The following is a 25,846-nucleotide window of genomic DNA, read 5'->3' as shown; positions in this document are numbered from 1 at the left end:
AACGCCGACAGGAGCCCGACCTCGCCGCCGCCGTCACCACCAGCGCCTTCACCGAGCCCGCCACCGCATTCTGCGTCCAGACCGGCATCCGCACGACCGACCACCGCGCCCTCGCCCAGTGGGCCGAAGGCACCGGCGGACCCCCTGGCACTGAGACACCGCCCATCCGACGGCGTCCGTCCCGGCAGAACCCAATGGGACCTTTCAGCGACCTTCCTGGAGGAAGACCCGGAAGGCTACTTCGACACCGTGCTCAGCCCGTACCCCGGGGCAGAACCGGTTCTCGCCTGACTTGAGACAGATGCCACGGCGGCTGGTCGTTCTCCCCGCGCAGGTGGGGAGTGCCCCTATGTGGTTGGTCAAGCGGTTCGAGGCTGTTCCTCGGCTGTTCGTGGCCGGTACAGGAGGCGAGGTGGGCGGCGGTCGGGAACGCACTCGCGTCGCCGACGTCGATCAGGGCCCGTGCGGGCCCGTGTTCAGCGGGCGGACCAGATCGGGCAGTCGGCCGTGTGGCGGGTCAGCATCACCACGGTCCCGCCGTCCGTGATCTGCCGGTCGCGCGAGACCGTGCAGCACGTCACCGGTACCGAAGGCATCGCCCGGGCGGTTGCGGGAGCCTCGTCCCGCTCCGGCACCGCGGTACGCGGCCACGCGGGCTCCACGACCGGCGGCCCGGGCCGGCGAAGGGAAGTCCGGCGGCCGACCTGCCCGACGGGCACTCCGAGAGCTCGGGCACGGGCGTGAAGACGGCGGCGGTCACGGCGTTCGGACATGGTCCTACCCTGCACCCTCCCACCCCCTCCGCACCAGCGGCCGGGCGGACGCCTTCGGATCGCCCCACCAACAAGGGGCACCCGAACCGGTCCACCCGCCCGCGCTCCCGCCCACCACCTGGCACCGCAACCGCCCCAGCCGTACCCAACCCCGATACAGCTGGGCCTCCCCTCCGGAACCCCGGTCCGCACCGTCGGGCAGGGATGACGCCATGAGCCGCTACTCCCTTACTCCTCAACAGCTTCGCCAGGTAACCGGGCCCGGCCGGGAGCTATAAAAAAACGAGAGCTATAAAAAAAGATGACAAAGCCGCCCTGCGGAGCACTCTCCGAGCCACCGGTTACGGCCTCCGCCCCACAGACGGAGGCCGTGTCGACGGACACGCCGGAGTGGCTCCGCCCGGAGGTCCGGGGGAGACCGGGGCTGCTTGCAGGGGATCCTGTCGTGCTGCGCGCGGGGATCCAGCTCGGACCGGCCTGCTGCGTGATCGCCTGTCGATGCATCCGAGCCGGGTTGGCTCGCTACTGGCCCGGGAAGGTGGCGCGGGTGGTCTGGAGGGTGCGGAGGAGGCGGACGGCGGGGGTGTCGACGGAGCGGCGGGTGTTGGCGAGGACGATGACGCCGACCTGGCGCTCGGGGTCGAAGGCGATGAAGGAGCGGTAGCCGCCCGTGCCGCCGTTGTGCCAGATCTGGAGGTGGCCGCCCTGGCGGGCGTGGAGGCGGTGGCCGAGCCAGCCGAGGTGCATCCAGGCGACCGGGTTGACCCGGTGCCGGACCTCCCGGGTGAGGGCGATCGCGGGGCCGAGCGGTGCGTCCCCGGCGTCGCCGGCCAGCTGGGCCTGGAGGAGGACCGCCAGGTCGGCCGCGGTGGAGCGGAGGCCGCCCGCGCCGGCGAGGTCGGCGAGGTGCCAGGCCGGGACCGGCCGTCCGCCGGGGGTGTGTCCGGGGGCGAGGCGGGCCGTCCGCTCCGGGTCGGGCTCCAGGACGGTGTCCTTCAGCCCGAGCGGTTCGCAGACCTCCCGCCGGACGAGTTCCCCGTAGCCGACGCCGGCCCGGTGGGCGAGGGCGAGGCCGAGGAGCCCGGCGCCGAGGTTGGAGTAGCGGAAGCTGCGGCCGGGGGTGGCCCGGAGCCTGGTCCGGCCGAGGCCGGTCAGCAGGGACTCGGTGGTGCAGTGCGCGTACGGGTCGGGCTTGTTGGGGCTGAGGAGGGAGGACAGCAGCATGCCGGCGGGCAGCCTCGGCAGGCCGGAGGTGTGGGTGGCGAGGTGCCGCAGGGCGAGCGGTTCCGGGCCCTTGGCCGGGACGGTGGCGCCGGCCGGGAGTGCGTCGGCGAGGACCTCGGCGAGCGGGTCGTCGAGGGTGACGGTGCCCGCCAGGGTCAGCCGGGCGAGCGCGAGCGAGGTGAAGACCTTGGTCACCGAACCGATCTCGAAGAGGGTGTCGGGGCCGGGGGGACCGCCGGCGGCCCCGGGGCCGGTGCGTCCGGCGCCGCGGATCTCCACCGTGCCGCGGGCGAGGCCGGCGACCACCGCGCCGACCTGTTGGCCGGCGAGGCGGTCGGCGGTCTGCTGGACGAGGCTGCCAAGATCGTTCATGAGTACGAGCCTAGGAGGGGCGGGACGGCGGCGGCGTCCACCGCGGCGACGATTTCGGCACCCGCCGGTCGTCCCCGGGAGGTACGGCGCCGCCGTCCCGCCGGTCCGTCAGCAGCTCAGGTTGTTGCCGGGGACGGTGCCGAGCAGCTGGGTGAAGCGCTGGTAGGCGTTGATCCGGCTCTGCACCTGCGCGGGGTTGCCGCCGTTGCACTCCAGCGAGCCGTTGATGCTGCGGATCGTCTCGCCGAAGCCCGCACCGTTGACCATGGCGTTGTGGGGGGTCATGGTGCCGGGCCCGTTCTGGGTGTTCCAGTACCAGAGCGCGGTCTTCCAGGCCACGGCCGGGTCGGTCTGCACCAGGTTGGGGTTGCGCAGCAGGTCGATGCCGAGGGCGTCGCCGGCGGCCTTGTAGTTGAAGTTCCAGCTCAGCTGGATCGGCCCGCGCCCGTAGTAGGCGGCCTGGCCGGCCGGGCAGCCGTAGGGCTGGGAAGTGTCGCAGTAGTGCGGGTAGTTGGCGGTGTTCTGCTCCACCACGTAGACCAGCGCGCCGGTTTCGTGGTTGACGTTGGCGAGGAAGGCCGCGGCCTCCTGCTTGCGGACGGTGTCGGTGCCGGTGGCGGCGAACGCGGGGTACGCGGAGAGGGCGTCGATCAGGCCCTGGTAGGTGTAGAAGGGGTTCCGGTTCGGGAACATCTGGTTGAACTGCGCCTGGCTGACCGGGAATCCGCCCGGGTTCACGGTGCCCGTGGGGGTGGGCGTACCGGTCGGGTCCGGGCCGGTGCCGCAGCCGCCCTGGTCGGACCAGACGCCCGAACCGCCGGTGCTCGGCGGCTCGTTCTGGGTCCACCACTTGGCGAGCCAGTTGTGGCCGTTGTACGAGACGGCGGCCCCGCCGGTGTAGACGGCGGAGGAGTTCCAGGGCGTCGCGCAGACGGCGGCGCTGGCGTTGGCGGCGGGCAGCAGCAGGATCACCGCGAGCGCCGTGAGGACGGCGGACAGCAGTGCGAGCAGGCGTTTCGTGGACACTTGATCACCCCTTGTGCGGTGGGGGCCGCACGGTCGTGGAGGACGGGACGTCGGGGCAGGGGAGCCGGGCCCCGCGGTGGGGGGCACGTCGTGGGGGACGGGCCGACCGGGGTGCGGGCCGGGTGCGGGGCTGTTCCAGACTCAAGCGGAGTGGTCTATACCTGTCAAGGGGGTCGGGGCGAATCGCCCGGAAAGGGGTGGCGGCGGAAGGGGCGCCCCTCGCGCCGCCGGACGGCCCGTCCTGGCCCGGCCGCCGGGTCTGGGAGGATGTCCGGGTGGATCAGACCCCCGACGCCGCCGCCCGGTCGGGCCCCGGCGCACCGATCAGGTCGGGCATCCCGGAGCACGGCCGGGTGCCCAAGTACTACGCCGTCAAGGGCCGGCTGGAGGCGCTGCTCGACGAGCTCGGCGAGGGGGGCGTGCTGCCGACCGAGCGCGAGCTCGCCGCCCGCTTCGAGGTGGCCCGGGAGACCCTCCGCCAGGCCCTGCGCGAGCTGCTGATCCAGGGCCGGGTCCGGCGCCGGGGCCGCAGCACGGTGGTGGCCGGCCCCAAGCTGGAGCAGCCGCTCTCGCTGGCCAGCTACACCGAGGGCGTGCGGCGCCAGGGCCGGGTGCCGGGCCGCACCCTGATCGGGCTCGAACGGCTGGGCGCCGACCCCCAGTTGGCCGGGCAGTTGGGGATCGGCCCCGGCGATCCGGTCTGGCACCTGGAGCGGGTGCTGCTCGCGGACGGTGAGCGGGTGGGTCTGGAGAGCACCTATCTGGCGGTCGGGCGGGTGCCGGGGCTGGAGGAGGAGTTCGACCCCGGGTCCTCGCTGTACGCGTACCTCGGCGAGAAGGTGGGCATCTCCTTCGGCGCCGCCGACGAGCGGATCGAGACCGTGCTGGCGACCCCGCGCGAGGCGCTGCTGATCGGCACCCCGCCCGCGCTCCCGATGCTGCTGCTGCACCGCCTGACCAGGGATTCCGCCGACCGGCCGGTGGAGCGGGTCCGCTCGCTCTACCGGGGCGACCGCTTCAGTTTCACCACCCGGCTCGAGGCGGACTGATCTCCTCCGACTCCCTCGATGGGCCGCCCATGATCACGAGAAGATAACGGGTCTGGACCGAATTCGGGCGTTGTTCACACCCGGGTCGGAAACCCGGCGACCCCCGGCCATCCGCTGCTCCGACCGTAGTCACCGCCCCGTTCCGCGCCATGACGACGCATCAGGAGGACGACGTGACCCCCCGGATCCCCGCCGCGCAGCAGACCCACGCCCCCCCGCAGACCCACGCCGCCCGGCCCGCCCCCGCCGCCCCGGGCCTGTCCCGCCGGGGCCTGCTCCTCGGCACCGCCGCGGCCCTCGCCGCCGGCCCGCCGGCCGCCACCGCCGCCCACGCCGCCACCGCCGCCCGCGCGGCCACCGCCCCCGCGACTGCTGCCGCGGCCGCCGCCCGCACCCCCAAGGTCCTGGTCATCGGCCTGGACGGCACCATGCTCACCCGCATCAAGGACTCCGGCGCCCCGAACCTCGCCGCCCTGATGGCCGGCGGCCTCACCGCCGCGAGCAGCCTCTACACCAACCCGATGGCGGGCACCTCCTCCGGCCCCGGCTGGTCCACCATCGCCACCGGCGTCTGGCCGGACAAGCACAACGTCCGCGACAACAACTTCACCGCCCCCGCCTTCGCCGCCTACCCGGACTTCCTGACCCGGGCCGAGACGGCGAACCCGGCGCTCGCCACCTACGTGGTGGCGTCCTGGGCGCCGATCGCCGACACCGTCTACTCCGGCCGGGTCGACACCCGGGCCGCCACCCCGTCCGCCGAGTACGACACCGGCACCACCGCCCGCGCCGTCGCCCGGCTGCGCGACGGCAACCCCGACGCGGTCTTCGTCCAGCTCGACAACGTCGACCACGCCGGCCACAGCAGCGGCTCCGCCAGCCAGGCCTACCTGGACGCGATCCGGGGCGTGGACGCCCAGGTCGGCCAGATCCTCACCGCCGTCCGGGGCCGGGCCGGCTACGCCCAGGAGGACTGGCTGGTGATGATCACCGCCGACCACGGCCACACCCCCACCGGTGGCCACGGCGGCTCCACCTGGGAGGAGCGGCAGACCTTCGTGATCGCCAACGGCTCGGCGTTCCCGGCCGGTTCGGTCCGCCACGACGTGCGGATGGTCGACATCGCGCCCACCGCCCTGGCCCACCTCGGCATCGCGGCCGACCCCGCCTGGGGCCTCGACGGCACCCCGATCCCGGCCCTGGTCCCGGACGACTTCGACGCGCTGCGCCCGCAGCTCACCGGCCGGGTCGACGAGACCGGCATCGCCGCCGGCGTCCTCGGCTTCACCCGCACCGCGCCGGCCGGCTGGTCCGTCGACAACTCGGCGATGGGCACCGGCGGCGTCACCGAGTGGCGCGGCTGGTCGTTCACCACCGACGAGTTCTGGACCAAGACCCAGCGCGACCAGAACCGCGAGCTCAACGTCCGCTCCCGCAACGTCTTCGCCGTCGCCGACTCCGACGAGTGGGCCGACAGGACCTTCCAGGGGAACTACGACTCCACCCTGGTCAGCCCCGAGTACCCGGTGGCGGGCCGGAGCAGCGTCCCGGTCACCTTCACCACCTTCTACCGGCCGGACGGCGTCCAGACCGCCCGGGTGCTCGCGGTCTGGGACGGCGGCACGCCCGTCGAGGTGAAGAGCTGCACCGCCGACACCAACGGCCGCCAGCGGCTGGACCTGGCCGTCCCGGCGGGCGCGAGCCGGCTGCGGCTGCGCTTCCGGTACACCGGCAGCAACAACTGGTACTGGGTGCTCGACAACGTCCGGGTCGGCTGAGCCGGTCGGGCCGGACCGCCTCCCGGGCCCGGGCGGCGGTCGGGCTCAGGGGGCGAGCGCGGCGCGCAGCCGCTCGGCGACCAGCGCCGCGTCCGCCTCGTCCGGGTACGCCCGGCGCGGCCAGAAGAAGCCGCGCAGCCCGTCCTTCGGGTTGCGCGGCACCACATGGACGTGCAGGTGCGGCACCGACTGGCTGATCCGGTTGTTCGCCGCGACGAAGCTCCCCGCCGCCCCCAGCCCGAGCTCCACCGCCGCCGCCACCCGCTGCACCCGCAGGAAGAACGGGCCCACCGCCGCCGGCGGCAGGTCCGCCAGGGTGGGGTGGTGGTCGCGGGGGACCACCAGCACATGGCCGGGGAAGAGCGGCCGGCGGTCCAGGAAGGCCACCGCCACCCCGTCGTCCAGCACCCGGTGCGCGGGCTCCGTACCGGCGACCACCGCGCAGAACACGCAGTCCATCCGTCCATTCAACCGGCCCCGGGCCGCCCCGGCACGCGCTCCCGCCCGGCTCACCCGTCCGGACCCCGAGCGGGTGCGGGCCGGCGGCGGCCGGGCGCACCGTGCAGGTGGGGCGCGCGGCGCGTCCCGTCGACGAGGAGGTGGCCCGGATGGCGGGCAAGTTCGAGGTGTACGAGGACGCCGGCGGCAAGTACCGGTTCCGGCTCAAGGCGGGCAACGGCGAGATCGTCGCCACCGGCCAGGGCTACGCGAGCAAGGACGCCGCCCACAAGGGCGTGGAGGCCGTCCAACGGGCGGCGAGCGGCGCGAGCGTGGTGGACGTCGCCAAGTCCGGGGCCGCGGCCTGACCCCGGCGGTCCGTGCGGGGCCGGCCCGGGGCGGCACGAGCACCCCGGCCGGCCCCGCACCGCCGTTCTGCTCCAGTGGCCGGGCAGGCCCCCGCCGCTACTCGTAGCGGTAGAGCAGTGCCTCCCGCTCGTTCTGCTCGATCGCCTCGACGGTCAGCTCGGGGTCCGCCAGGTGCGAGAGCGTGACCTCGGCCGAACTCGGCTGGGCGTCCTTGGCGAGCCAGTTCTCCGGCTTCCACGCCGAGGCGCGCAGGAACGCCTTCGGGCAGTGCGCGAAGACCTCCTCGACGGCGACCACGATCGCGCTGCGCGGCGGCTTGCCGACCGCCGTCAGCTGCTCCAGCAGCCGGGGGTCGGTGGAGACGCAGGCTCGTCCGTTGACCCGCAGGGTGGTGTCCCGGCCCGGCACGACGAACAGCAGCCCGATCCGGCCGGTCCCGACGATGTTGTGGAGGGTGTCCAGCCGCTTGTTGCCGGTCGCGTCCGGGATCGCCAGGGTGAACTCGTCGAGCACCGACACGAGTCCGGCCGGGCCGCCGCGCGGGGACACGTCGCAGCGTCCCTCGGCGTCCACGCTGGCCAGGAGGACCAGCGAGGAGCAGGCGATCAGCTGCCGGGCGACCTCGTGGATGCGGTCCACCTGCTTGCGGCTGGCGTGGTCACTGGGCTGCTCGTAGATCTCCCGCAGCCCGGCCGCGTCACGGACGGAGGTGGCGGCGAGCGCCTCGAACAGGCCGGAGGGCCGATCCGGCCCGGGGGTTGACGGAACAACGGACTCCGGTGTGCTGGTCATACCGATCAAGGTAGCCGAGCCTGTGCGGGGGCGGCCGTTCGCCGTCGGGAAATCCCGCCCGAACCCCTCGCCACCAGCGTTTTCCCGTCGATAATGGGGCCAGGACGCTTTCGGGGCAGGTGGTCGCCGTGATCATCAGAATCTGGGCCGGGCAGGTCATGACCGGGCACATCGAGGAGTTCTGCGAGGTGCTGACCAGCAAGGTGCTCCCACAACTCGGCCGCACCGACGGCTGCCTCGGCGGGGAGCTGTTGCGCTCCGTCACCGAGGGCGGGCACCGGGTGCTCGTGGTCAGCCGCTGGCGCGACGAGGCGGCGCTGCTCGGCTACGCGGGGCCGATGTGGCGGATCCGGCCGGTCTGGTCGGAGGGCGAACTGCGCTACCTGGCCCACCCGCCGGAGGTCACCCACTTCACGCCGGTCCCCGCGCCCTGATCCGCCGCGGCCCGGACGATCCGGACGCCGCCGGTCGTGCTCAGACGATCAGCGGAACGGGGTGCACCTCGTCCGCCGGATGCCCGGCGCGCTCGTGGATCCGCTGCACGGCCTCCTTCGACGGAGCCTCGGACAGGCAGTAGACGTGGCCGGACTCCGGATCGGCCCAGGCCTGCTCGAAGGTCACGCCCTCGTCGGCCTGGATCGCCAGGTCCGCCTGGTGCGCCATCCGGAACTGCTCCTCGGTGATGCCGGCCATCCCGTGGTGGACGTCCATGAACTTGGCCATAGCTCCCGCACCTCCCGCGGTCGCCCGCGACGGCGCGTGCCGCCGCCCCGGTACCACCAGCCTGCGCCCGACGCACCCCGGGCCGCCACCGGACGCGCCTTGGGTCGCCACCGGACGCGCCCCGGGCAGGCAGCACAGCCCCGGCCGACGGCCCCGCGCCGTCCATTCCCCGGCGCCGAGTGAAAGAGACCACAGTGGACACCTCTCCCTGGCTCCGCGCGGATCATGGCAGAATGACGGCAGAAGTAGCAGTGACGTTCAGCGCACTCCGGGGTCGGTGAAAATCCGAACCGGCGGTTACAGTCCGCGACCCGTCCGCAGCCAGCGGCCGGTTGACCAGGTGAAATTCCTGGACCGACGGTTAAAGTCCGGATGGGAGGCGTGCGCGGCGGACGAGTGAGCAGGGCCCGTGGTCCCCCGGTGGACTGCGGGAGGCGGTGTGCGGCGACGGACGGGGTTCCCCCTCGTTCCGGCGCCCGGTTCGGCGGCAGCCCGGCGACGGGTCCCGTTGCCGTCCGGCGGTCCGCGTACCCCCGTGCCCACACCTGTCCGTGTCCTTCTCCCGTGCCACACCCCGGAGTCCGCGCCCCAAGCGCGAGGAGAACCCGGGTGTTCACCGGCATCATCGAAGAGCTCGGCGAGGTCGTGTCGATCGAGGAGATCGGCGACTCCTCGCGAATCCGTCTGCGCGGCCCGGTGGTCTGCGAGGGCGCGCGGCACGGCGACTCCATCGCGGTCAACGGCGTCTGCCTGACCGTCGTCGACACTCCCGAGGAACTCGCGGCCGGCACCGGCGAGTTCAGCGCCGATGTGATGGCCGAGACGCTCCACCGTTCCAGCCTGGGCGAGTTGAAGCCCGGCGGACGGGTCAACCTGGAGCGCGCCATGGCGCTCGGCGCCCGGCTCGGCGGACATCTGGTGCAGGGTCATGTCGACGCCACCGGGCGGCTGTTGAGCCGCGAGCCGGGGGAGCGCGACGCGGCCGGCGAACTCCGCTGGGAGGTGCTGCGGTTCTCGCTGCCCGACTCCGTCTCGCGCTACCTGGTCGAGAAGGGCTCGATCACCGTCGACGGCGTCAGCCTCACCGTGGTCGAGGCCGCCCGCGACAGCTTCACCGTCAGCCTCATCCCGGCCACCCTCGCGCTGACCACCCTCGGCACCAGGGCCGTCGGCGAGAGCGTCAACCTGGAGGTCGACGTCCTCGCCAAGTACGTCGAGCGGCTGCTGGAGGCCCGCACCCTCCCGTCCCTGCCCGCAACGGACGGCACTCCGGGGGAGGAACGGTGAACTGGCTCAACGGCACCGTCCACCTGCTCGGCCAGGACGTCTACCGCTCCGACATCATCGGCAACCTGCTCGGCCTCACCGCGCTCGCCCTCGGCTGGCAGCGGTCCCGGCTGACCTGGCCGGTCCAGCTGCTCTCCGGCCTGGTCCTGATCGGCGCCTACTGGAGCGCCCACCTCAGCGGCGGCGTCGGCAAGCAGATCGTGGTGATCACGGCCGCCGTGTGGGGCTGGACCAGGTGGCAGCGCGGCGCGCGGGGCGAGGGCGACGTCGCCGTGCGCTTCGCCACCGGCCGCGAGCGCGCCGTGCTGATCGGCGGCACCGCGCTCGGCACCCTGGCGGTCGGCTCGCTCTTCACCGCCGTCCCGCAACTGTCCTGGGACGCCTGGCCGGACGCCTACATCTTCGTCGGCACCCTGGCCGCGATGGTCGCCCAGGCCCGCGGCTGGGTCGAGTTCTGGTTCGCCTGGATCGCCGTCGACCTGGTCGGCGTGCCGCTCGCCTTCGACAACGGCCTGGTCTTCTCCGGCTTCACCTACTCCGTGTACTTCGTCCTGGTCCTGCTCGGCCTGCGCGCCTGGTGGCTCCGCGGCCGCACCGCACACCCCGTGACCGACCCCGTCCTCCAGGGAGCCTCCGCATGACCGAGAACCCCACCACGCGTCCGGCCGAGCACCCCACCACGAGTCCGGCCGGGGACCCCGCCGGCGAGTTCGTCCTCGACCCGGTCGAGCGGGCCGTCGCCGACATCGCGCTCGGCCGCGCCGTGATCGTCGTCGACGACGAGGACCGCGAGAACGAGGGCGACATCGTCTTCGCCGCCTCCGCCGCCACCCCCGAGCTGATGGCCTTCACCGTCCGCTACAGCTCCGGCGTGATCTGCGCCCCGATGACCGGCGCCGAGCTGGACCGGCTCAAGCTCCCGCCGATGACCCAGGTCAACGAGGACCGCAAGGGCACTGCCTACGCCGTCTCGGTGGATGCCAGGGACGGTGTCGACACCGGCATCTCGGCCGCCGACCGGGCCCGCACCGTGCGCCTGCTCGCCTCGCCCGGCACCGGCCCCGGCGACCTCGCCCGGCCGGGGCACGTCTTCCCGCTGCGCGCCGTCGAGGGCGGCGTGCTGGTCCGCCCCGGCCACACCGAGGCCGCGGTCGACCTGGCCCGGCTGGCCGGCCTGCCGCCGGCCGGCGCGATCGCCGAGGTCGTCAACGACGACGGCACCATGGCCCGGCTGCCCGAACTGGTGGCCTTCGCCCGCGAGCACAACCTGGCGATCATCTCGATCGAGGACCTCATCGCCTACCGCCGCCGCACCGAGCTGCACGTCGACCGGGCCGCCGTCACCGCCCTGCCGACCGCGTACGGCGAGTTCACCGCCGTCGGCTACCGGGGCACCCTCGACGGCGTCGAGCACATCGCGCTGGTCGCCGGCGGACTGGCCGAGGACGGCCGGCTCCCCGACGGCGAGGACGTCCTGGTCCGGGTCCACTCCGAGTGCCTGACCGGCGACGTGCTCGGCTCGCTGCGCTGCGACTGCGGCCCCCAGCTCCAGGCCTCGCTGCGGCGGGTCGCCGAGGCCGGCCGGGGCGTGGTGCTCTACCTGCGCGGCCACGAGGGCCGGGGCATCGGCCTGGCGCACAAGCTGCGCGCCTACGAGCTCCAGGAGCGCGGCCGGGACACCGTCGACGCCAACCTCGACCTGGGCCTGCCCGCGGACGCCCGGGACTACAGCATCGGCGCCCAGATGCTCGGCGACCTCGGCGTCCGCTCGCTGACGCTGCTGACCAACAACCCGGACAAGCTCACCGCGCTCACCGAGCACGGGCTCAAGGTCAAGGGCCGCGAGCCGGTGGAGATCCCGGCCGGTGCGCACAACGCGCGCTACCTGCGGACCAAGCGCGACCGGATGGGCCACGACCTGCCCGGCCTCGACGGCTGACCCGGCCGCACCGACACCCCTCCCGCACCGACACCCCCTCCCGTACTGATCCGCACCGCAACCCGAACCACCGAAAGGCACCGCACATGAGCGGCCACGGAGCCCCCGAGCTGACCATCGACAACGCCGCCGACCTCAAGGTCGCCGTGATCGCCGCCCAGTGGCACGAGAAGGTGATGAACGGCCTGCTCGACGGCGCCCACCGCGCCCTCAAGGAGCTGGGCGTCGCCGAGCCGACCGTCCTGCGCGTCCCCGGCACCTTCGAGCTGCCGGTGGCCGCCAAGCGCCTCGCCGACCGCGGCTACGACGCCGTGATCGCCCTCGGCGTGGTCGTCCGCGGCGGCACCCCGCACTTCGACTACGTCTGCCAGGCCGCCACCGCGGGCCTCACCCAGGTCTCCGTGGACACCGGCGTCCCGGTCGGCTTCGGCGTGCTGACCTGCGACAACGAGCAGCAGGCGGTGGACCGCGCGGGTCTGCCCGGCTCCAGCGAGGACAAGGGCCACGAGGCGGTCACCGCGGCCGTCGCGACCGCCCTCGCCCTGCGCGCCCTCTGAGCCGACGGGCCGGAGCACACTCCCGGACCGTGGACGTCCACCGGACTGTCCACGGTCCGGAACCGTTTACCGCCGGTCCGCCCGCACACCGTATGGTGAGTCCCATCATGGCTTCGAAGACATTCGAGGAGCTCTTCACCGAGCTCCAGCAGAAGGCCGCCACCGGCGACCCCTCGTCCTCCCGCACCGCGCAGCTCGTCCAGCAGGGCGTCCATGCGATCGGCAAGAAGGTCGTCGAGGAGGCCGCCGAGGTCTGGATGGCCGCCGAGTTCCAGTCCGACGAGCAGACCGCCGAGGAGATCTCGCAACTCCTCTACCACCTTCAGGTGATGATGGTCGCCCGCGGGCTGACGCTCGACGACGTCTACAAGTACCTCTAGACCACCGGACCTCCAGTCCGCCGGACCGCTGGACCTCCGGTCCGCCCCGGCCGCCCGGAAACCCCACCCACACCGAACAGGTAAGGAACTGACCTCCATGCTGCGCATCGCCGTGCCCAACAAGGGTTCGCTCTCGGGTCCCGCGGCGGAGATGCTCCATGAGGCCGGCTACCGGCAGCGCAAGGACTCCAAGGAACTGGTGCTGGTCGACCCGGGCAACCAGGTCGAGTTCTTCTTCCTGCGCCCGCGCGACATCGCCGTCTACGTCGGCTCCGGCCGCCTGGACGTCGGGATCACCGGCCGCGACCTGCTGCTGGACTCGCACTCCAACGCCGAGGAGGTGCTCGCGCTCGGCTTCGCCGGCTCGACCTTCCGCTTCGCCCGCCCGGTCGGCGCGGCGGTCGAGGACGTCGCGGACCTCGAGGGCCTGCGGATCGCCACCTCCTACACCGGCCTGGTCGAGCAGCACCTCGCCGACCGCGGTGTGAAGGCCACCGTCACCAAGCTGGACGGCGCGGTGGAGACCGCGGTGCAGCTGGGCGTCGCCGATGTGATCGCCGACGTGGTGGAGACCGGCACCAGCCTGCGCAACGCCGGCCTGGAGGTGTTCGGCGAGCCGATCCTGATCTCCGACTCCGTGGTGATCCGCCCCAAGGGCGCCGGCGAGGACCCCGGCGTCGACCAGTTCCTGCGCCGGCTGCAGGGCGTGCTGGTGGCCCGCCGCTACGTGCTGATGGACTACGACATCCGCGCCGAGCAGGTCGGCGCCGCCGTCGCCCTGACCCCGGGCCTGGAGTCGCCGACCGTCTCCCCGCTGCACACCGAGGGCTGGGTGGCCGTCCGCTCCATGGTGCTCCGCAAGGAGGCCCAGCAGATCATGGACGATCTGTGGGGCATCGGCGCCCGGGCGATCCTGGTCACCAACATCCACGCCTGCCGCCTCTGAGCGGCGCCGGCATAAGCACCGGTTGAATGGGGTGGGGCCGCCGTCGGCGCCCCACCCCGTTTCCGTCGGCCGACCCCGTTCGCCGTCCGACCGCCCCACCCCTCGAACCACCCCGGAGCCCCTCGTGTCCACCCCCGCCGAGTTCCCCGTCACCTGGGCCCCGCGCCGCACCCGCGCCGTGCTGCTGCCGGTCTGCGCCGTACTGGTGGTGCTGTTCGCGGTGATCGCGGTCGCCCTCCCGGCCAACTGGCAGCTCAACGACCGGATCATGATGGTGCTCAGCGGAGTGCTCTTCGCCTCCGTCGGCCTGATGCTGGCGCGACCGCGGGTCAGCGCCGACGCCGAGGGCGTGACCGTGGTCAACTTCGTCCGCCGCCGCCGGCTGGCCTGGGCGGAGATCGTCGGCGTGAACTTCCGCCAGGGCGACCCGTGGGCCACCCTCGACCTCGCCGACGGTACCTCGCTGGCCGCGGTCGGCATCCAGCCCGGCGTGGGCAGGAACCAGGCGATCGCCGACGCCCGCGCCCTGCGCGACCTGGTTGCGCGGCACGGCGCCTGACACCCGCCGACCGACACCCGCCGCCGCCCGCCTGCCCGCCGATGCCCGTCCGCCGACGGACGCCCGGCGCCCGGTGACCGGCGTCCGATGACCGGAATCCGACGCCCGGCCGTGCCCGAACGTGAATCCGACGGTCGCACGGGTATGGTCTACGCTGGCAAAAGCGGGGCAAAGGCATTGCCCTGCCCGAAATCGACCTGAGGAGTGACACTCCCCGTCCATGGACGATCCGTCCGGTAGTACCTGCGCCGCCCACCCTCCGACCGACGGACGGCAGGCGGCACTGTGATCACGGCCTGGTTGCTGCTTCTCGCGGCCCTCCTGCTCATCCTCGCCAACGGCCTCTTCGTGGCCGCCGAGTTCGCCTTCGTGACCGTGGAGCGCGGCGCCGTCGAGCGCGCCACCGCCACCGGGGACGCCAAGGCCGGCCGGGTCTCCCGGGCCCTGCGCCACCTCTCCTTCGAACTCTCCGGCGCCCAGCTGGGCATCACCGTCACCTCGCTGGTCGTCGGCATGCTCGCCGAGCCCGCGCTGTCGACCCTGCTGAAGCCCCTGTTCGGTGCCGTCGGCCTCTCCGACGGCGCCTCCCGCGGCGTCGCCGTGGTCATCGGCATGCTGCTCGCCACCGTCGTCCAGATGGTGATCGGCGAACTGGTCCCGAAGAACTGGGCGATCTCCCGCCCGCTCCAGGTGGCCCGCGCGGTCGCCGCCCCGCACATGGCGTTCTCCCGGGCCTGCCGCCCGCTGATCCGGGTCCTGAACGGCTCGGCCGACCGCACCGTGCGCGCCTTCGGCATCGAGCCGCAGGAGGAGCTGGACCACGCCCGCACCCCCGCCGAGCTGGTCTCGCTCGCCCGGCACTCCGCCCGGGCCGGCGCCATAGACGAGGAGTCGGCCACCCTGTTCGTGCGGACCCTCGGCCTCGGCGACCTCACCGCCGAGTCCGTGATGACCCCCCGCGTGGACGTCTCCGCGCTCCAGCGGGACGCCAGCGCCGCCGACGTCCTCAACCTCACCCGGGCCACCGGCCTGTCCCGCTTCCCGGTGTACACCGACACCCTGGACGAGGTCACCGGCACTGTCACCCTCAAGGACGCGCTCGCCGTCCCCGCCGCCCGGCGCGGCACCGTCCGGGTCGGCGAGCTCGCCGTCCCGCCGCTGCTGGTGCCCGAGAGCCTCCCCGCCGAGCGGCTGCTCGACCAGCTGCGCCGCCTCCAGCCGATGGCCATCGTGGTCGACGAGTACGGCGGCACCGCCGGCGTGGTCACCGTCGAGGACATCGTCGAGGAGATCGTCGGCGAGGTGCAGGACGAGCACGACCCGGCCGACGGCCCCGAACTGCTGCCGCTGCCGCCGGTCGACGGGCAGCCCGTCTGGGCGGCCGACGGCCGGGCCCGGCTCGACCAGCTGGAGGTCATCGGCCTGCACGCCCCGGAGGGCCCCTACGAGACGCTGGCCGGACTGGTCACCGACCTGCTCGGCCGGCTGCCCGCCCCCGGCGACCGGGCCGAACTGCCCGGCTGGCGGTTCACCGTCGAGGCCGTGGACCGCCACCGGACCAGCCGGGTCCGGGTGGAACGCACCTCCGGGCACGACCGCCCGCACACTACCGAGGACGAGGGCCGGACCCGATGACCGCGCTCCAACTCGCCGTCGCCCTCGTGCTGCTGCTCGGCAACGCCTTCTTCGTCGGCGCCGAGTTCGCCGTGGTCTCGGTCCGGCGCAGCCAGATCGAACCGCTCGCCGAGGCCGGCAACAAGCGCGCCCGCACCGTGCTGCACGCGCTGTCCAACGTCTCCGCGATGCTGGCCGCCGCCCAACTCGGCATCACCGTCTGCTCGCTGGGCCTGGGCGCGCTCGCCGAGCCGACCATCGCCCACCTGCTGGAGGCGCCGTTCCACGCGCTCGGCGTCCCGGCCGGTCTGATGCATCCGCTCTCCTACGGGATCGCGCTGGCCGTCGTGGTCTACCTGCACATGGTCATGGGCGAGATGGTGCCCAAGAACATGGCGCTGGCCGGCCCGGAGAAGGCCGCGCTCTGGCTCGGCCCGCCGCTGGACCGGCTGGCCCGCTGGCTGGCCCCGGTGATCGCCTTCCTCAACGCCTTCGCCAACGGTGTGCTGAGGCTGTTCAAGGTCGAGGGCAAGGACGAGGTCGAGTCGGTCTTCACCACCGAGCAGCTGATCTACCTGCTCGCCGACTCCGGTGACGCCGGACTGCTGGCGAAGGACCGCCAGGAGCGGCTGGAGGACGCCCTCGAACTGGGCCGCCGCCCGCTGACCGAGGTGCTGCTCACCCCCGAGCAGCTGGTCACCGTGGACACCAAGGTGACCGCCGCCCAGGTCGAGGAGCTGGCGCTGCGCACCGGCTTCTCGCGCTTCCCGGTCACCGACGGCGACCCGGCCGGCCACGGCTACCTGGGGTACCTGCACCTCAAGGACATCCTGGAGGTCGACGACCCGTCGGTGCCCGTCCCGGCCCGGCTGTGGCGGCCGATCACCGTGCTCCGCGGCACCCTGCCGCTGGACGACGCGCTCGGCGCGATGCGCCGGGCCACCTGCCACCTCGCGGCCGTCCTAGACCAGGACGGGCGGACGCTCGGCGTGGTGATGCTGGAGGACGTGCTGGAGGAGCTGGTCGGCGAGGTGCACGACCCGGACCACCGCTCGGCCGCGTAGGCCGAGTTGGCGGCGTAGGCCACCATTGGCCGCTCGGGTCGCCCCTGCGGCCCACGCGCACCCCGGGAGGCCCCGGGAACCCCGGTTCCGCCCGGGGTTCCCGGGGCCGCTTCGCTCTCGGCGATTCCGCTCTGAGCGTGCGACGGTTCCCCTGCGGACGATCCCCGGGCAGGGTGGTCGGCATGAGACTTCTTCTGTTGGGTGGGACGGAATTCGTGGGGCGGGCCGTCGCGGAGGCGGCACTGGAGCGGGGCTGGGAGGTGACGGTCTTCCACCGGGGGACGCACGCCGCGCCGGAGGGGGCCCGGGTGCTGCACGGGGACCGGACGGCCGAGGGCGGGCTCGCGGCCCTGGCCGAGGGGGAGTGGGACGCGGTGGTGGACACCTGGTCCGCCGCCCCGTCGGTGGTGCGCGACAGCGCCCGCCTGCTGGCCGGCCGGGTCGGCCGGTACGCGTACGTCTCCAGCCGGTCGGTGTACACGTACCCGACGGCGGCCGGTGCGGACGAGAGCGCGCCGCTGGTCGAGGGCTCGCAGGACGACGGCGAGAGGCCCTACCCGGAGTCCAAGCGCGGTGGCGAGCTGGCGGCACTGGACGCCTTCGGAGACCGGGCGCTGCTGATCCGGGCCGGGCTGATCGTCGGACCGTACGAGAACATCGGCCGGCTGCCCTGGTGGCTCGACCGGATCGCCCGCGGCGGCCCCGTGCTCGCCCCCGGTCCGCGTGACCTCGGGGTGCAGTTCATCGACGTCCGCGACCTCGCGACCTGGACCCTGGACGCGGTCGCGGCCGGCCTCGGCGGGCCTTACGACCTGGTCGGCCCGCGTGGACACAGCACCATGGGCGAGCTGCTGGAGGCCTGTGCGAAGGCCACCGGTGCCGAGCCCGAGCTGCGCTGGACGGCACCGGAGGCGATCACCGAGGCCGGCATCGCCCCCTGGGTCCAGCTGCCGTTCTGGGTCCCGCCGGGCGAGCTGTACGACACCGTGCACGGCGCGGACGTGAGCAAGGCGCTGGCCGCCGGGCTGCACTGCCGTCCGGTGGCGGAGACGGTCGCCGACACCTGGGCGTGGCTGCAGTCGATCGGCGGCGTCGCGCCGCAGCGACCGGACCGGCCGACCGTCGGTCTGGACCCGGAGCTGGAGGCCGCGGTGCTGGCCGGCTGACGGTCCGCGCCCGCGTCCGCACCTGCGCCCACGCCTGCGCCCGCGCCCGTGCCCGAGGAGGGGCCGGGCGGGGCCGGGTCCGGACGGACCCGGCCTCAGCCCCGGCCGTCGATCATCTCGCCGTACGCCTGCACCAGGTCCGGCAGCCGCAGCGTGGCGAGGTCCTCCCGGCCGGGCGGCTCGCGCAGCAGGGTGAGCCGCAGGTCCCGGTAGGCGCAGGACTTCTCGTACAGGGTGCGGATGAAGCGGCCGTTGCCGAGCTCGTCGATCCAGCCCTCGCGGACCACATGGGTGCAGATCGAGGCCAACTCCTCGGCCGCGTCCTCGTCCCAGCCGTCGCCGTCCTGCCCGGCGAGCGCCGCGCCGATCGCGGTCAGCTCGCCGGGGCGGTAGCTGGGGAAGTCGACCCGGGTGGTGAAGCGGGAGTTGAGCCCGGGGTTGGTGGCCAGCAGCCGGTTCATGCCCTCGGGGTAGCCGGCCAGGATCACCACCAGCCGGTCCCGGTTGTCCTCGGCCCGCTTGAGCAGGACCTGCAGCGCCTCGTCGCCGTAGGCGTCGCCCTTGCTGTAACCGGAGTTGGAGAGGCTGTAGGCCTCGTCGATGAAGAGCACGCCGTCCAGCGCGGAGTCGATCAGCTCGTTCGCCTTCACCGCCGTCTGACCGAGGAACTCCCCGACCAGGTCGGCCCGTTGGGCCTCCACCAGGTGGTCCCCGGAGAGCAGGCCGAGGGCGTGGAAGACCCGGCCGAGGATCCGGGCGACGGTGGTCTTGCCGGTGCCGGACGGGCCGGAGAAGACGAAGTGGCGCTTGGGCGGCTGGACCGGCAGGCCCTGCTCGGCGCGCAGCCGGGCCATCCGCAGCTGCGCCGAGAGCGCCCGCACCTGCCGCTTGACCGGCTCCAGGCCGACCATCCGGGAGAGCTCGGCCAGCGCAGCGTCCAACTCGGCCCGGTGGTCCCCGGGTTCGGACATCGCACTGGTGCTCGCCACCTGGGCCAGGGCGGTCTCGCCGCGCGCCGCCGCGGGGGCGGCCGGGGAGGCGGCGGCGGGCTGCGGGGCGGTCGAGCCGGAGCGTCCGTTGCCGACCAGCGGGGGCGGTGCGCCCGCTCCGCCGCCAGGCCTGTTCCCGGTACCGCTACCGCTGCCGGTACCCGGCCCGGCCGAGGTCGGCACGGCCGGGTAGTCGTCCTCCGCCTCGTCGTCGGCCTCGACCGGGCCGCCCGGGCCCGGGCTCCCGAAGGGGTCCGTGCCCCCCGGCCCGCCGACCGCACCGGATCCGGACAGCTCGGATCCCGACAGCTCCGCACCCGGCGGCAACTCCGTGCCCGACGGCTCGGCGCCCGCGAAGGCCGTTGCCGGCTCCGAACCCGCCTGCTCCAACCCCGCCTGCTCCGCCCCGAGTTCCGCACCCGCGCCGAACTCCGAGCCCGCCGCGAGCGCCTCGAAGCCGGCCTGCTCCAGGACGGCCGCGTCGAGCAGCGCCGCGTCGATCGCGTCCTCCTCCGCCCCGCGCCCCGCGTCCCGGCCGCCGATCCCGGCGCCGTCCAGCAGGGCGTCCGCCAGGTCGTCCTCCGCCGAGATCGCCGCGAGCCGGGCGGCGGTGTCCATGAACGCCGGATCGGCCCGGTGCACGGCCCGGTAGAGCGGCAGCGCGGCCGCGCTGCGCCCGGCGCCCTCGTAGGCGCGGGCCAGCCAGTACCGCAGCTCCTTGCGCTGCGGCTGCTCGGAGCGGCAGCGGGCGAGCGAGGCGGCGAGCGGCGGCTGGGCCTGCGCGCACATGTCCAGCCGGACCCGGGCCATGCCGGCGAACAGCCCGGCCTCGATGCCGAGCAGCGGGTCGTCGAGCAGCCGGTCGGTGTCCCGGATCAGCTGCTCCCAGTCCTTGAGGAGGTAGGAGCGGCAGGCGTGCAGGAAACGCGCGGACGGGTCCTCGGCGGGGGCCGGGCACTGCTCCAGGGCGTGGTCCAGCTCGGTGAGGTGGCGCCCGTCCAGCCAGTGCGAGGCGTGCGCGAGGACGAGGTCCCGGGTGGTCTCCAGCACCGGTTGCACCCACCAGCCCAGCCAGTACCAGGAACTGAGCGGGCGTCCGTGCCGTCGGCGCTGCTCGCCGAACCGATTCTGGTGCCGGTGCATCGCGAGCAGCGCGCCGGAGGTGTCGCTGCGCAGCGCGTGCAGGCCGAGCCAGGCGTCGGCCATGCCGGGGTCGAGCCGGACGGCGGCGCGGAACTCCTCCTCGGCCCGGGTGTACGCCCCGGCCGTGTAGGCGTCCATGGCACGCAGCCAGGCGCGGTCGGCGAGCCGGTTCGGAGCCGGGCCGCCCGCGGTGTTGCTGTTGGAACTCTCCACTCAACGCCCCCCGCGATGTGGCTCGGGGCCCGGCCGGTGCGGCGGTGTGCGGACCCGCCGGTGGTCGTCTGCCCCCGGGGCGCATATGCGCCTGCCTGGAATCGTACCGGCGCGGCGCTGATCCGGAAGGGTGCCGCACGATGTCAAAAGCGATCGGGCGGAGGGCCGTTGAGGGGTGGCCGGCCCCGGGGCGGGGGAGTCGGACGGCACCCCCGGCTCACGGGGGAACAAGCCGGGGATGCCGGGTCCGAAGTTGCGGAATCAACAATTCCGCCAACGAGAGAGAACCTATTTCCTGACGACGTCGCAGGTCAAGGCCATTGTTGAAGGTTCACCGACGGTGCCCGGCGCGATCCGCCCGGTCACCCCGTCGACCAGGGTGCCGGCGTGCGGGCGGCTCGGGTCCGCGGCGAAATGTGCCGATTCGGCGAGTGCCCAGCCGGCCCAGAACTCCGCCAGCTCCGGACCGTCCCGCTCCTCGCCCCGCCGCCGGGCTGCCGCAGCGTCCAGCTCCATCCACACCAGCCGGGCCAGCTCCGGCCGCACCGCGCGCCGCCCGGCGCCGACCCCCTCGACCAGGACCACCGGCGCGAGCGGCACCGCGGCCGTCCCGGCGAACCGGCGCAGCGTCCAGTCGTACACCTCGTACTCCGCGTCCCGGCCCGCCGCCAGCGGCTCCAGCACCTGGCCGCGCAGCCGCCCGGTCCAGCCGAACGGCTCGGCGTGCGTCGCCAGGTCGTCCAGGTGCACCACCGGGGCGCCGCCGAGCGCGGCCGCCAGCCGGGCGGCGAAGGTCGTCTTGCCCGAGCCCGCGTGGCCGTCCACCGCGACCAGCCGCACCGGACCGCAGGACGGCGGCAGTGCCCGCAGCTCGGCGGCGAGGGCGGCCAGCGCGTCGGGGGCCGCCGGGGTCCGCACGGACCCGCCCGGGCCGGGCCGCACGACGGACCGCGAGCCGGGCCGGGAGCCGGGTCGCGCGACCGGCCGGGCGACGGGCCCCATTACCGGGGCGGCGGAAGTCTCGGAAGAAGCCACAACGTCAACCCTACGGCGGACTCCGCGCCGGTCCGGACAGGCTTCGAGCCCTCCCCGTGACGGCGGCGCCCTGATCAGGCATACTCGCATCGCCATGCCTGTGAACGGCCGTTCACCGCAATCCGGTGCCGCTCGGCCGAGGCTGCCACACCCCGCGCGGGCCCGACCACACCCCGGGGCCCGGCACACGACCGAGGAGGCGACAGCCGCTATGACCACCTCCCCCGCGAAGTCCGTGGACCGCCAGCTGCCCAGCGAGGAGGCCCGCGAGCTCCTGAACCTCACCCGGGACCTCGTCCAGCGTGAGCTGAAGCCGCGCGCCGCGGAGGACGAGGCCGTCGGCCGCTTCCCGCGCGAGGTCTTCCGCACGCTCGGCGAGGCCGGCCTGCTCTCCCTCCCGTACGACGAGAAGTACGGCGGCGGCGAGCAGCCGTACGAGGTCTACCTCCAGGTGCTGGAGGAGTTGGCGTCCGGCTGGCTGGCCGTCGGCCTGGGCGTCAGCGTGCACACCCTGTCCTGCCACGCGCTCGCCACCTTCGGCACCGACGAGCAGCGCGAGCGCTGGCTGCCCGGGATGCTCTCCGGCGAGCAGCTCGGCGCCTACTGCCTGTCCGAGCCGCAGTCCGGCTCCGACGCCGCGGCCCTGCGCACCCGGGCCGACCTGGACGGCGAGGAGTACGTCGTCGCCGGCACCAAGGCCTGGATCACCCACGGTGGCGAGGCCGACTTCTACAGCGCCCTGGTGCGCACCGGCGAGGAGGGCGCCCGGGGGATCAGCTGCCTGCTGGTGCCCGGCACCCAGCCCGGCCTGTCGGCCGCCCCGCCGGAGCACAAGATGGGTATGAAGTCCTCGCCCACCGCCCAGCTGCACTTCGACGGCGCCCGGGTCTCCCGGGACCGGCTGATCGGCAGCGAGGGCCAGGGCTTCCAGATCGCGCTCGCCGCGCTGGACTCCGGCCGGCTCGGCATCGCCGCCTGCGCGATCGGCGTCGCCCAGGCCGCGCTCGACACCGCCGTCGACTACGCGCGCAGCCGCCACCAGTTCGGCCGGCCGATCGCCGACTTCCAGGGCCTGTCCTTCATGCTCGCCGACATGGCCACCCAGATCGAGGCCGGCCGCGCGCTCTACCTGTCCGCCGCCCGCCGCCGCGACGCCGGCCAGGCGTTCTCCAAGGAGGCGGCGATGGCGAAGCTGTTCTGCACCGACGCCGCGATGCGGGTGACCACCGACGCCGTCCAGGTGCTCGGCGGCTACGGCTACACCCAGGACTTCCCGGCCGAGCGCTACATGCGCGAGGCCAAGGTGCTGCAGATCGTCGAGGGCACCAACCAGATCCAGCGCCTGGTGATCGGCCGCCACCTCACCAAGGGCTGACCGGTCGCCGAGGGCTGACCGGTCACGAACGGCCGACGGCACGCGAACGGCCCCCGGTGTCGCTCCTGGTCACGGAGCGGGGCCGGGGGCCGTTGTGCCGATCATCGGGGCCGACGCGCGATGCCCGGGCGCGCGGCCGGCGCTCAGCGCCTGGAGAATCGGCCGCGCTGCTCGGGAATGACCGGTGCGGAGCCCGAACGGACCGGGCGGTGCACCATCGCGTGCGAGAACGGCTGGGTGCGCCAGTCGTGCTCGCCCGGAAGCGCGAGCAGCGCGGCCAGGCCGGCCGAGTCGGCCTCCTCGGCGCACTCCACCTCGGCCAGGTCGTCGGTCGGCGTGCCCGAGCCCGGGCACAGGGTGGGGGAGAAGGGGTGCCAGGCCCGGGGCAGCACGGCGTGCTGCGGCAGCCGCTCCTCGTCGCCCACCAGGGCGATCGGACGCCGGCAGGACGGGCAGTCGACCCGGACGATCTCCCACAGCTCGGCCTCGCCCGGATCCACCCCCGGCGCGGCGTCGTAGGGGACCGCGAGGTCCTCGCGGTCGGTCGTATCGTGGGCGTCGTCCGCGCCCGTCGGGCGCTGATCGGTAACGCGCATGGTGATCCCCCTCGGATCGGGCCCGGCGTGGTCGCCCGGGGCCACAACCAGCACTTCCCGCCGACGCGGACTCATAACCCTGCAGTTCGGCGCACTGTGATGCACCGGGTGTGTCCTTCGCCACATTCGTCCGGCATGTGCCCGTGCGGCACCCCGGGGCGCGCCGGATGCCGCTCCGCGCCCCCCTCCCGGTCCCGCGCGCGCCCCCGGTCCGACGCCGCACGCGCCCCCCGCCGCCGCGATCCGCGCGCCCCCGAGAGGGTAGGTTTGCGCCTTGTGGAGGATCTCGATCAACGCATCGTCCGACTGCTTCTCCAGGACGGCCGGATGAGCTACACGGACCTGGGCAAGGCCACCGGCCTGTCCACCTCGGCGGTGCACCAGCGGGTGCGCCGCCTCGAACAGCGCGGGGTGATCCGCGGCTACACCGCGATCATCGACCCCGACGCCGTCGACCTCGCGCTCACCGCGTTCATCTCGGTCAAACCCTTCGACCCCAGCGCCCCCGACGACACACCCGAGCGGCTGGCCGACCTGCCCGAGATCGAGGCCTGCCACAGCGTCGCCGGCGAGGAGAACTACATCCTCAAGGTCCGCGTCGGCGCCCCCGGCGACCTGGAGGACCTGCTGGCCCGCATCCGCAGCGCCGCCGGCGTCTCCACCCGCACCACCGTCGTCCTGTCCACCCCCTACGAGGCCCGGCCCCCGAGGCTCTGACCGGCCCTTCGGGGGGTGCAGACTTGGCCCATGACCGAACGCAACTCACGGACCGTCCTGCTGCGCGGCGGCGCCGTCTACAGCCCCGCCGACCCCTTCGCCACCGCCATGCTCGTCGAGGGCGAGCACGTCGCCTGGGTCGGCAGTGACGGCGCCGCCGAGGCCTACGCGCGGACCGCCGACGAGATCGTCGAACTCGACGGCGCCCTGGTCACCCCGGCCTTCGTCGACGCCCACGCGCACGCCACCGCCACCGGCCTCGCGCTCACCGGCCTCGACCTCACCGGCACCCCCTCGCTGGCCGCCGCCCTGGCCGCCGTCACCGCCTTCACCGCCCGCGAGCAGCCCGGCGGCGTCCTCATCGGCCACGGCTGGGACGAGACCGGCTGGCCCGAGGGCCGCCCGCCGACCCTCGCCGAACTGGACGCCGCCGCCGGCGGCGCCGCCGTCTACCTCTCCCGCACCGACGTGCACTCCGCGCTCGCCACCACCACGCTGCGCGCCCTCACCGAGGGCCTCGCCGAACGGCCCGGATTCCACCCCGACGGCCCACTCACCCGCGACGCCCACCACGCCGTCCGCGCGACCGCGCTCGCCGGCCTCACCCCGGCCCAGCGCCGCCACGCCCAGCGCGCCGCCCTGGCCCGCGCCGCCGAACTCGGCATCGGCGCCCTGCACGAGTGCGCCGGCCCCGAGATCTCCTCCGAGCAGGACCTCACCGCCCTGCTGGAGCTGGCCGCCGAGGGCGACGGCCCCGAGGTGTTCGGCTACTGGGGCGAGCTCGCCGAGCGCGGCGGCGTCGAGACCGCCCGCCGGCTCGGCGCCGTCGGCGCCGGCGGCGACCTCTTCGTCGACGGCGCCCTCGGCTCGCACACCGCCTGCCTGCACCACGACTACGCCGACGCCGCGCACACCGGCACCTCCTACCTGACCGCCGCCCAGGTCGCCGACCACGTCGCCGCCTGCACCGAGGCCGGCCTCCAGGCCGGCTTCCACGCCATCGGGGACGCCGCGGTCGCCGCCGTCCTGGAGGGCGTGCGGGCGGCCGGCGACCGGGTCGGCGCCGACCGCGTCCGGGCGCTGCGCCACCGGGTCGAGCACGCCGAGGCCCTCGACGACAAGACCGTCGCCGCCTTCGCGGAACTCGGCCTCACCGCCTCCGTGCAGCCCGCCTTCGACGCCGCCTGGGGCGGCCCGGACGGCATGTACGTGCAGCGCCTCGGCGCCGAGCGGGCCGCCGCGCTCAACCCGTTCGCCGCCCTGCTGCGCTCCGGCGTCCCGCTGGCCTTCGGCTCGGACGCCCCGGTCACCCCGCTCGACCCCTGGGGCACCGTCCGGGCCGCCGCCTTCCACCGCACCCCCGAGCACCGGATCTCGGTCCGGGCCGCGTTCACCGCCCACACCCGGGGCGGCTGGCGGGCGGTCGGCCGCGACCAGGACGGCGTGCTCGTCCCCGGCGCGGTCGCCAGCTACGCGATCTGGGCCGCCACCGACCTGGTCGTCCAGGCGCCGGACGACCGGGTGGCCGGCTGGTCCACCGACCCGCGCTCCGGCACCCCCGGCCTGCCCGACCTCACCCCCGGCCACCCGCTGCCCACCTGCCTGCGCACCGTGGTCCGGGGCCGCACCGTCCACCTCGCCGAGGCCGGGAGCAGCACGGGAACCGGCGCGTAGACCAGCACGGAAGCCGGCACGGAGACCGGCGCTTAAACCGGATGATCG

Annotated in this window: 25 protein-coding genes and 1 riboswitch; of the genes, 17 read left to right on the top strand and 8 right to left on the bottom strand. The window is 74.3% G+C overall.

Translation table 11 applies throughout. The annotated features are described in order from the left end of the window. Positions 1–1,295: 1,295 nt before the first annotated feature. Complete coding sequence (locus ADK60_RS36920; RefSeq protein ID WP_053651172.1) at positions 1,296–2,369, bottom strand: serine hydrolase domain-containing protein; 1,074 nt, start codon at positions 2,367–2,369, stop codon at positions 1,296–1,298. Between the two features lie 108 nt (positions 2,370–2,477). Beyond that, positions 2,478–3,395, bottom strand: a complete 918-nt coding sequence (locus ADK60_RS36915) for a glycoside hydrolase family 19 protein (RefSeq protein ID WP_053651171.1) — start codon at positions 3,393–3,395, stop codon at positions 2,478–2,480. A 275-nt stretch (positions 3,396–3,670) separates the two neighbouring features. Between ADK60_RS36915 and ADK60_RS36910 the strand changes: the two genes are divergently transcribed. Both ADK60_RS36910 and ADK60_RS36905 read left to right on the top strand, forming a co-directional pair. Further along, positions 3,671–4,444, top strand: a complete 774-nt coding sequence (locus ADK60_RS36910; RefSeq protein WP_053651181.1) for a GntR family transcriptional regulator — start codon at positions 3,671–3,673, stop codon at positions 4,442–4,444. A gap of 149 nt (positions 4,445–4,593) precedes the next feature. Continuing rightward, positions 4,594–6,222 (top strand): alkaline phosphatase family protein, encoded by a 1,629-nt coding sequence (locus ADK60_RS36905; protein WP_079009007.1) that lies wholly within the window; start codon positions 4,594–4,596, stop codon positions 6,220–6,222. Between the two features lie 45 nt (positions 6,223–6,267). Here ADK60_RS36905 and ADK60_RS36900 read toward each other — a convergent pair whose 3' ends face one another. After that, on the bottom strand, positions 6,268–6,681 hold the full coding sequence (locus ADK60_RS36900) for an HIT family protein (protein ID WP_045941678.1): 414 nt from the start codon (positions 6,679–6,681) through the stop codon (positions 6,268–6,270). A gap of 149 nt (positions 6,682–6,830) precedes the next feature. Between ADK60_RS36900 and ADK60_RS36895 the strand changes: the two genes are divergently transcribed. Continuing rightward, positions 6,831–7,028, top strand: a complete 198-nt coding sequence (locus tag ADK60_RS36895) for a YegP family protein (RefSeq protein WP_045941682.1) — start codon at positions 6,831–6,833, stop codon at positions 7,026–7,028. 97 nt (positions 7,029–7,125) lie between these two features. Here the strand turns inward: ADK60_RS36895 and ADK60_RS36890 are convergent, their stop codons facing one another. Then, positions 7,126–7,821, bottom strand: coding sequence for an MSMEG_1061 family FMN-dependent PPOX-type flavoprotein (locus tag ADK60_RS36890; RefSeq protein WP_079009006.1), 696 nt, complete (start codon positions 7,819–7,821; stop codon positions 7,126–7,128). A gap of 128 nt (positions 7,822–7,949) precedes the next feature. Between ADK60_RS36890 and ADK60_RS44200 the strand changes: the two genes are divergently transcribed. Continuing rightward, the gene (locus ADK60_RS44200) at positions 7,950–8,255 is read left to right on the top strand and encodes an antibiotic biosynthesis monooxygenase family protein (protein WP_159394312.1); all 306 of its coding nucleotides are present in this window, start codon (positions 7,950–7,952) and stop codon (positions 8,253–8,255) included. A 40-nt stretch (positions 8,256–8,295) separates the two neighbouring features. Here the strand turns inward: ADK60_RS44200 and ADK60_RS36880 are convergent, their stop codons facing one another. Beyond that, positions 8,296–8,544, bottom strand: a complete 249-nt coding sequence (locus ADK60_RS36880) for an SCO4226 family nickel-binding protein (protein ID WP_053651170.1) — start codon at positions 8,542–8,544, stop codon at positions 8,296–8,298. A gap of 260 nt (positions 8,545–8,804) precedes the next feature. Next, positions 8,805–8,932: riboswitch (FMN riboswitch) on the top strand. 221 nt (positions 8,933–9,153) lie between these two features. On the opposite strand from ADK60_RS36880, the gene ADK60_RS36875 reads away from it, so the two are divergent. The 10 genes from ADK60_RS36875 to ADK60_RS36830 all read left to right on the top strand — a co-directional run bounded on the left by ADK60_RS36875 (position 9,154) and on the right by ADK60_RS36830 (position 18,056). Next, a complete protein-coding gene (locus ADK60_RS36875) occupies positions 9,154–9,831 on the top strand; it encodes a riboflavin synthase (RefSeq protein ID WP_053651169.1) in 678 nt (225 codons plus the stop codon). Further along, complete coding sequence (locus ADK60_RS36870; RefSeq protein WP_053651168.1) at positions 9,828–10,472, top strand: nicotinamide mononucleotide transporter family protein; 645 nt, start codon at positions 9,828–9,830, stop codon at positions 10,470–10,472. The genes ADK60_RS36875 and ADK60_RS36870 overlap by 4 nt, the downstream gene beginning before the upstream one ends. Then, positions 10,469–11,770: a bifunctional 3,4-dihydroxy-2-butanone-4-phosphate synthase/GTP cyclohydrolase II gene (locus ADK60_RS36865; protein WP_053651167.1), complete on the top strand. Its 1,302-nt coding sequence runs from the start codon at positions 10,469–10,471 to the stop codon at positions 11,768–11,770. Before ADK60_RS36870 ends, ADK60_RS36865 begins: the two co-directional genes overlap by 4 nt. Before the next feature lie 86 nt (positions 11,771–11,856). Further along, the gene (ribH, locus tag ADK60_RS36860; protein WP_053651166.1) at positions 11,857–12,327 is read left to right on the top strand and encodes a 6,7-dimethyl-8-ribityllumazine synthase; all 471 of its coding nucleotides are present in this window, start codon (positions 11,857–11,859) and stop codon (positions 12,325–12,327) included. A gap of 107 nt (positions 12,328–12,434) precedes the next feature. Further along, positions 12,435–12,707, top strand: coding sequence for a phosphoribosyl-ATP diphosphatase (locus ADK60_RS36855; protein WP_030306151.1), 273 nt, complete (start codon positions 12,435–12,437; stop codon positions 12,705–12,707). A gap of 97 nt (positions 12,708–12,804) precedes the next feature. After that, positions 12,805–13,653: an ATP phosphoribosyltransferase gene (gene hisG, locus ADK60_RS36850; protein WP_053651165.1), complete on the top strand. Its 849-nt coding sequence runs from the start codon at positions 12,805–12,807 to the stop codon at positions 13,651–13,653. Between the two features lie 124 nt (positions 13,654–13,777). After that, on the top strand, positions 13,778–14,212 hold the full coding sequence (locus tag ADK60_RS36845) for a PH domain-containing protein (protein ID WP_045941673.1): 435 nt from the start codon (positions 13,778–13,780) through the stop codon (positions 14,210–14,212). A gap of 285 nt (positions 14,213–14,497) precedes the next feature. Then, positions 14,498–15,847, top strand: a complete 1,350-nt coding sequence (locus ADK60_RS36840; RefSeq protein ID WP_053651164.1) for a hemolysin family protein — start codon at positions 14,498–14,500, stop codon at positions 15,845–15,847. After that, positions 15,844–16,890, top strand: a complete 1,047-nt coding sequence (locus ADK60_RS36835) for a hemolysin family protein (RefSeq protein WP_053651163.1) — start codon at positions 15,844–15,846, stop codon at positions 16,888–16,890. The genes ADK60_RS36840 and ADK60_RS36835 overlap by 4 nt, the downstream gene beginning before the upstream one ends. Positions 16,891–17,072: 182 nt before the next feature. After that, positions 17,073–18,056: an NAD-dependent epimerase/dehydratase family protein gene (locus ADK60_RS36830; protein WP_053651178.1), complete on the top strand. Its 984-nt coding sequence runs from the start codon at positions 17,073–17,075 to the stop codon at positions 18,054–18,056. A 95-nt stretch (positions 18,057–18,151) separates the two neighbouring features. On the opposite strand, the gene ADK60_RS36825 is transcribed toward ADK60_RS36830, so the two are convergent. Continuing rightward, a complete protein-coding gene (locus tag ADK60_RS36825; RefSeq protein ID WP_053651162.1) occupies positions 18,152–20,401 on the bottom strand; it encodes an AAA family ATPase in 2,250 nt (749 codons plus the stop codon). A 288-nt stretch (positions 20,402–20,689) separates the two neighbouring features. After that, positions 20,690–21,319 (bottom strand): uridine kinase family protein, encoded by a 630-nt coding sequence (locus tag ADK60_RS36820; RefSeq protein ID WP_199839843.1) that lies wholly within the window; start codon positions 21,317–21,319, stop codon positions 20,690–20,692. Between the two features lie 328 nt (positions 21,320–21,647). On the opposite strand from ADK60_RS36820, the gene ADK60_RS36815 reads away from it, so the two are divergent. Further along, the gene (locus ADK60_RS36815; protein ID WP_053651161.1) at positions 21,648–22,811 is read left to right on the top strand and encodes an acyl-CoA dehydrogenase family protein; all 1,164 of its coding nucleotides are present in this window, start codon (positions 21,648–21,650) and stop codon (positions 22,809–22,811) included. 143 nt (positions 22,812–22,954) lie between these two features. On the opposite strand, the gene ADK60_RS36810 is transcribed toward ADK60_RS36815, so the two are convergent. After that, positions 22,955–23,407 carry a hypothetical protein gene (locus ADK60_RS36810; protein ID WP_045941666.1) on the bottom strand — a complete coding sequence of 151 codons (453 nt, stop codon included), beginning with the start codon at positions 23,405–23,407 and terminating at the stop codon, positions 22,955–22,957. A 276-nt stretch (positions 23,408–23,683) separates the two neighbouring features. On the opposite strand from ADK60_RS36810, the gene ADK60_RS36805 reads away from it, so the two are divergent. After that, complete coding sequence (locus tag ADK60_RS36805; RefSeq protein ID WP_030396362.1) at positions 23,684–24,124, top strand: Lrp/AsnC family transcriptional regulator; 441 nt, start codon at positions 23,684–23,686, stop codon at positions 24,122–24,124. A 30-nt stretch (positions 24,125–24,154) separates the two neighbouring features. Then, on the top strand, positions 24,155–25,798 hold the full coding sequence (locus tag ADK60_RS36800; RefSeq protein WP_053651160.1) for an amidohydrolase: 1,644 nt from the start codon (positions 24,155–24,157) through the stop codon (positions 25,796–25,798). Positions 25,799–25,846 lie beyond the last annotated feature (48 nt).

Source organism: Streptomyces sp. XY431, from assembly GCF_001279805.1.
In the GTDB taxonomy this organism is placed as follows: domain Bacteria; phylum Actinomycetota; class Actinomycetes; order Streptomycetales; family Streptomycetaceae; genus Kitasatospora; species Kitasatospora purpeofusca.
Note: the sequence above shows the minus strand (reverse complement) of the source record. Positions and strands in the feature narration are given on the sequence as shown.

Coding starts and splice junctions, on each gene's coding strand:
- ADK60_RS36895 (WP_045941682.1), top strand. CDS start 6,831: ATGGCGGGCAAGTTCGAGGTGTACGAGGACGCCGGCGGCAAGTACCGG.
- ADK60_RS36880 (WP_053651170.1), bottom strand. CDS start 8,544: ATGGCCAAGTTCATGGACGTCCACCACGGGATGGCCGGCATCACCGAG.
- ADK60_RS36835 (WP_053651163.1), top strand. CDS start 15,844: ATGACCGCGCTCCAACTCGCCGTCGCCCTCGTGCTGCTGCTCGGCAAC.
- ADK60_RS36800 (WP_053651160.1), top strand. CDS start 24,155: ATGACCGAACGCAACTCACGGACCGTCCTGCTGCGCGGCGGCGCCGTC.
- ADK60_RS36855 (WP_030306151.1), top strand. CDS start 12,435: ATGGCTTCGAAGACATTCGAGGAGCTCTTCACCGAGCTCCAGCAGAAG.
- ADK60_RS36905 (WP_079009007.1), top strand. CDS start 4,594: ATGACGACGCATCAGGAGGACGACGTGACCCCCCGGATCCCCGCCGCG.
- ADK60_RS36830 (WP_053651178.1), top strand. CDS start 17,073: ATGAGACTTCTTCTGTTGGGTGGGACGGAATTCGTGGGGCGGGCCGTC.
- ribH (WP_053651166.1), top strand. CDS start 11,857: ATGAGCGGCCACGGAGCCCCCGAGCTGACCATCGACAACGCCGCCGAC.
- hisG (WP_053651165.1), top strand. CDS start 12,805: ATGCTGCGCATCGCCGTGCCCAACAAGGGTTCGCTCTCGGGTCCCGCG.
- ADK60_RS36810 (WP_045941666.1), bottom strand. CDS start 23,407: ATGCGCGTTACCGATCAGCGCCCGACGGGCGCGGACGACGCCCACGAT.
- ADK60_RS36865 (WP_053651167.1), top strand. CDS start 10,469: ATGACCGAGAACCCCACCACGCGTCCGGCCGAGCACCCCACCACGAGT.
- ADK60_RS36900 (WP_045941678.1), bottom strand. CDS start 6,681: ATGGACTGCGTGTTCTGCGCGGTGGTCGCCGGTACGGAGCCCGCGCAC.
- ADK60_RS36920 (WP_053651172.1), bottom strand. CDS start 2,369: ATGAACGATCTTGGCAGCCTCGTCCAGCAGACCGCCGACCGCCTCGCC.
- ADK60_RS36815 (WP_053651161.1), top strand. CDS start 21,648: ATGACCACCTCCCCCGCGAAGTCCGTGGACCGCCAGCTGCCCAGCGAG.
- ADK60_RS36890 (WP_079009006.1), bottom strand. CDS start 7,821: ATGACCAGCACACCGGAGTCCGTTGTTCCGTCAACCCCCGGGCCGGAT.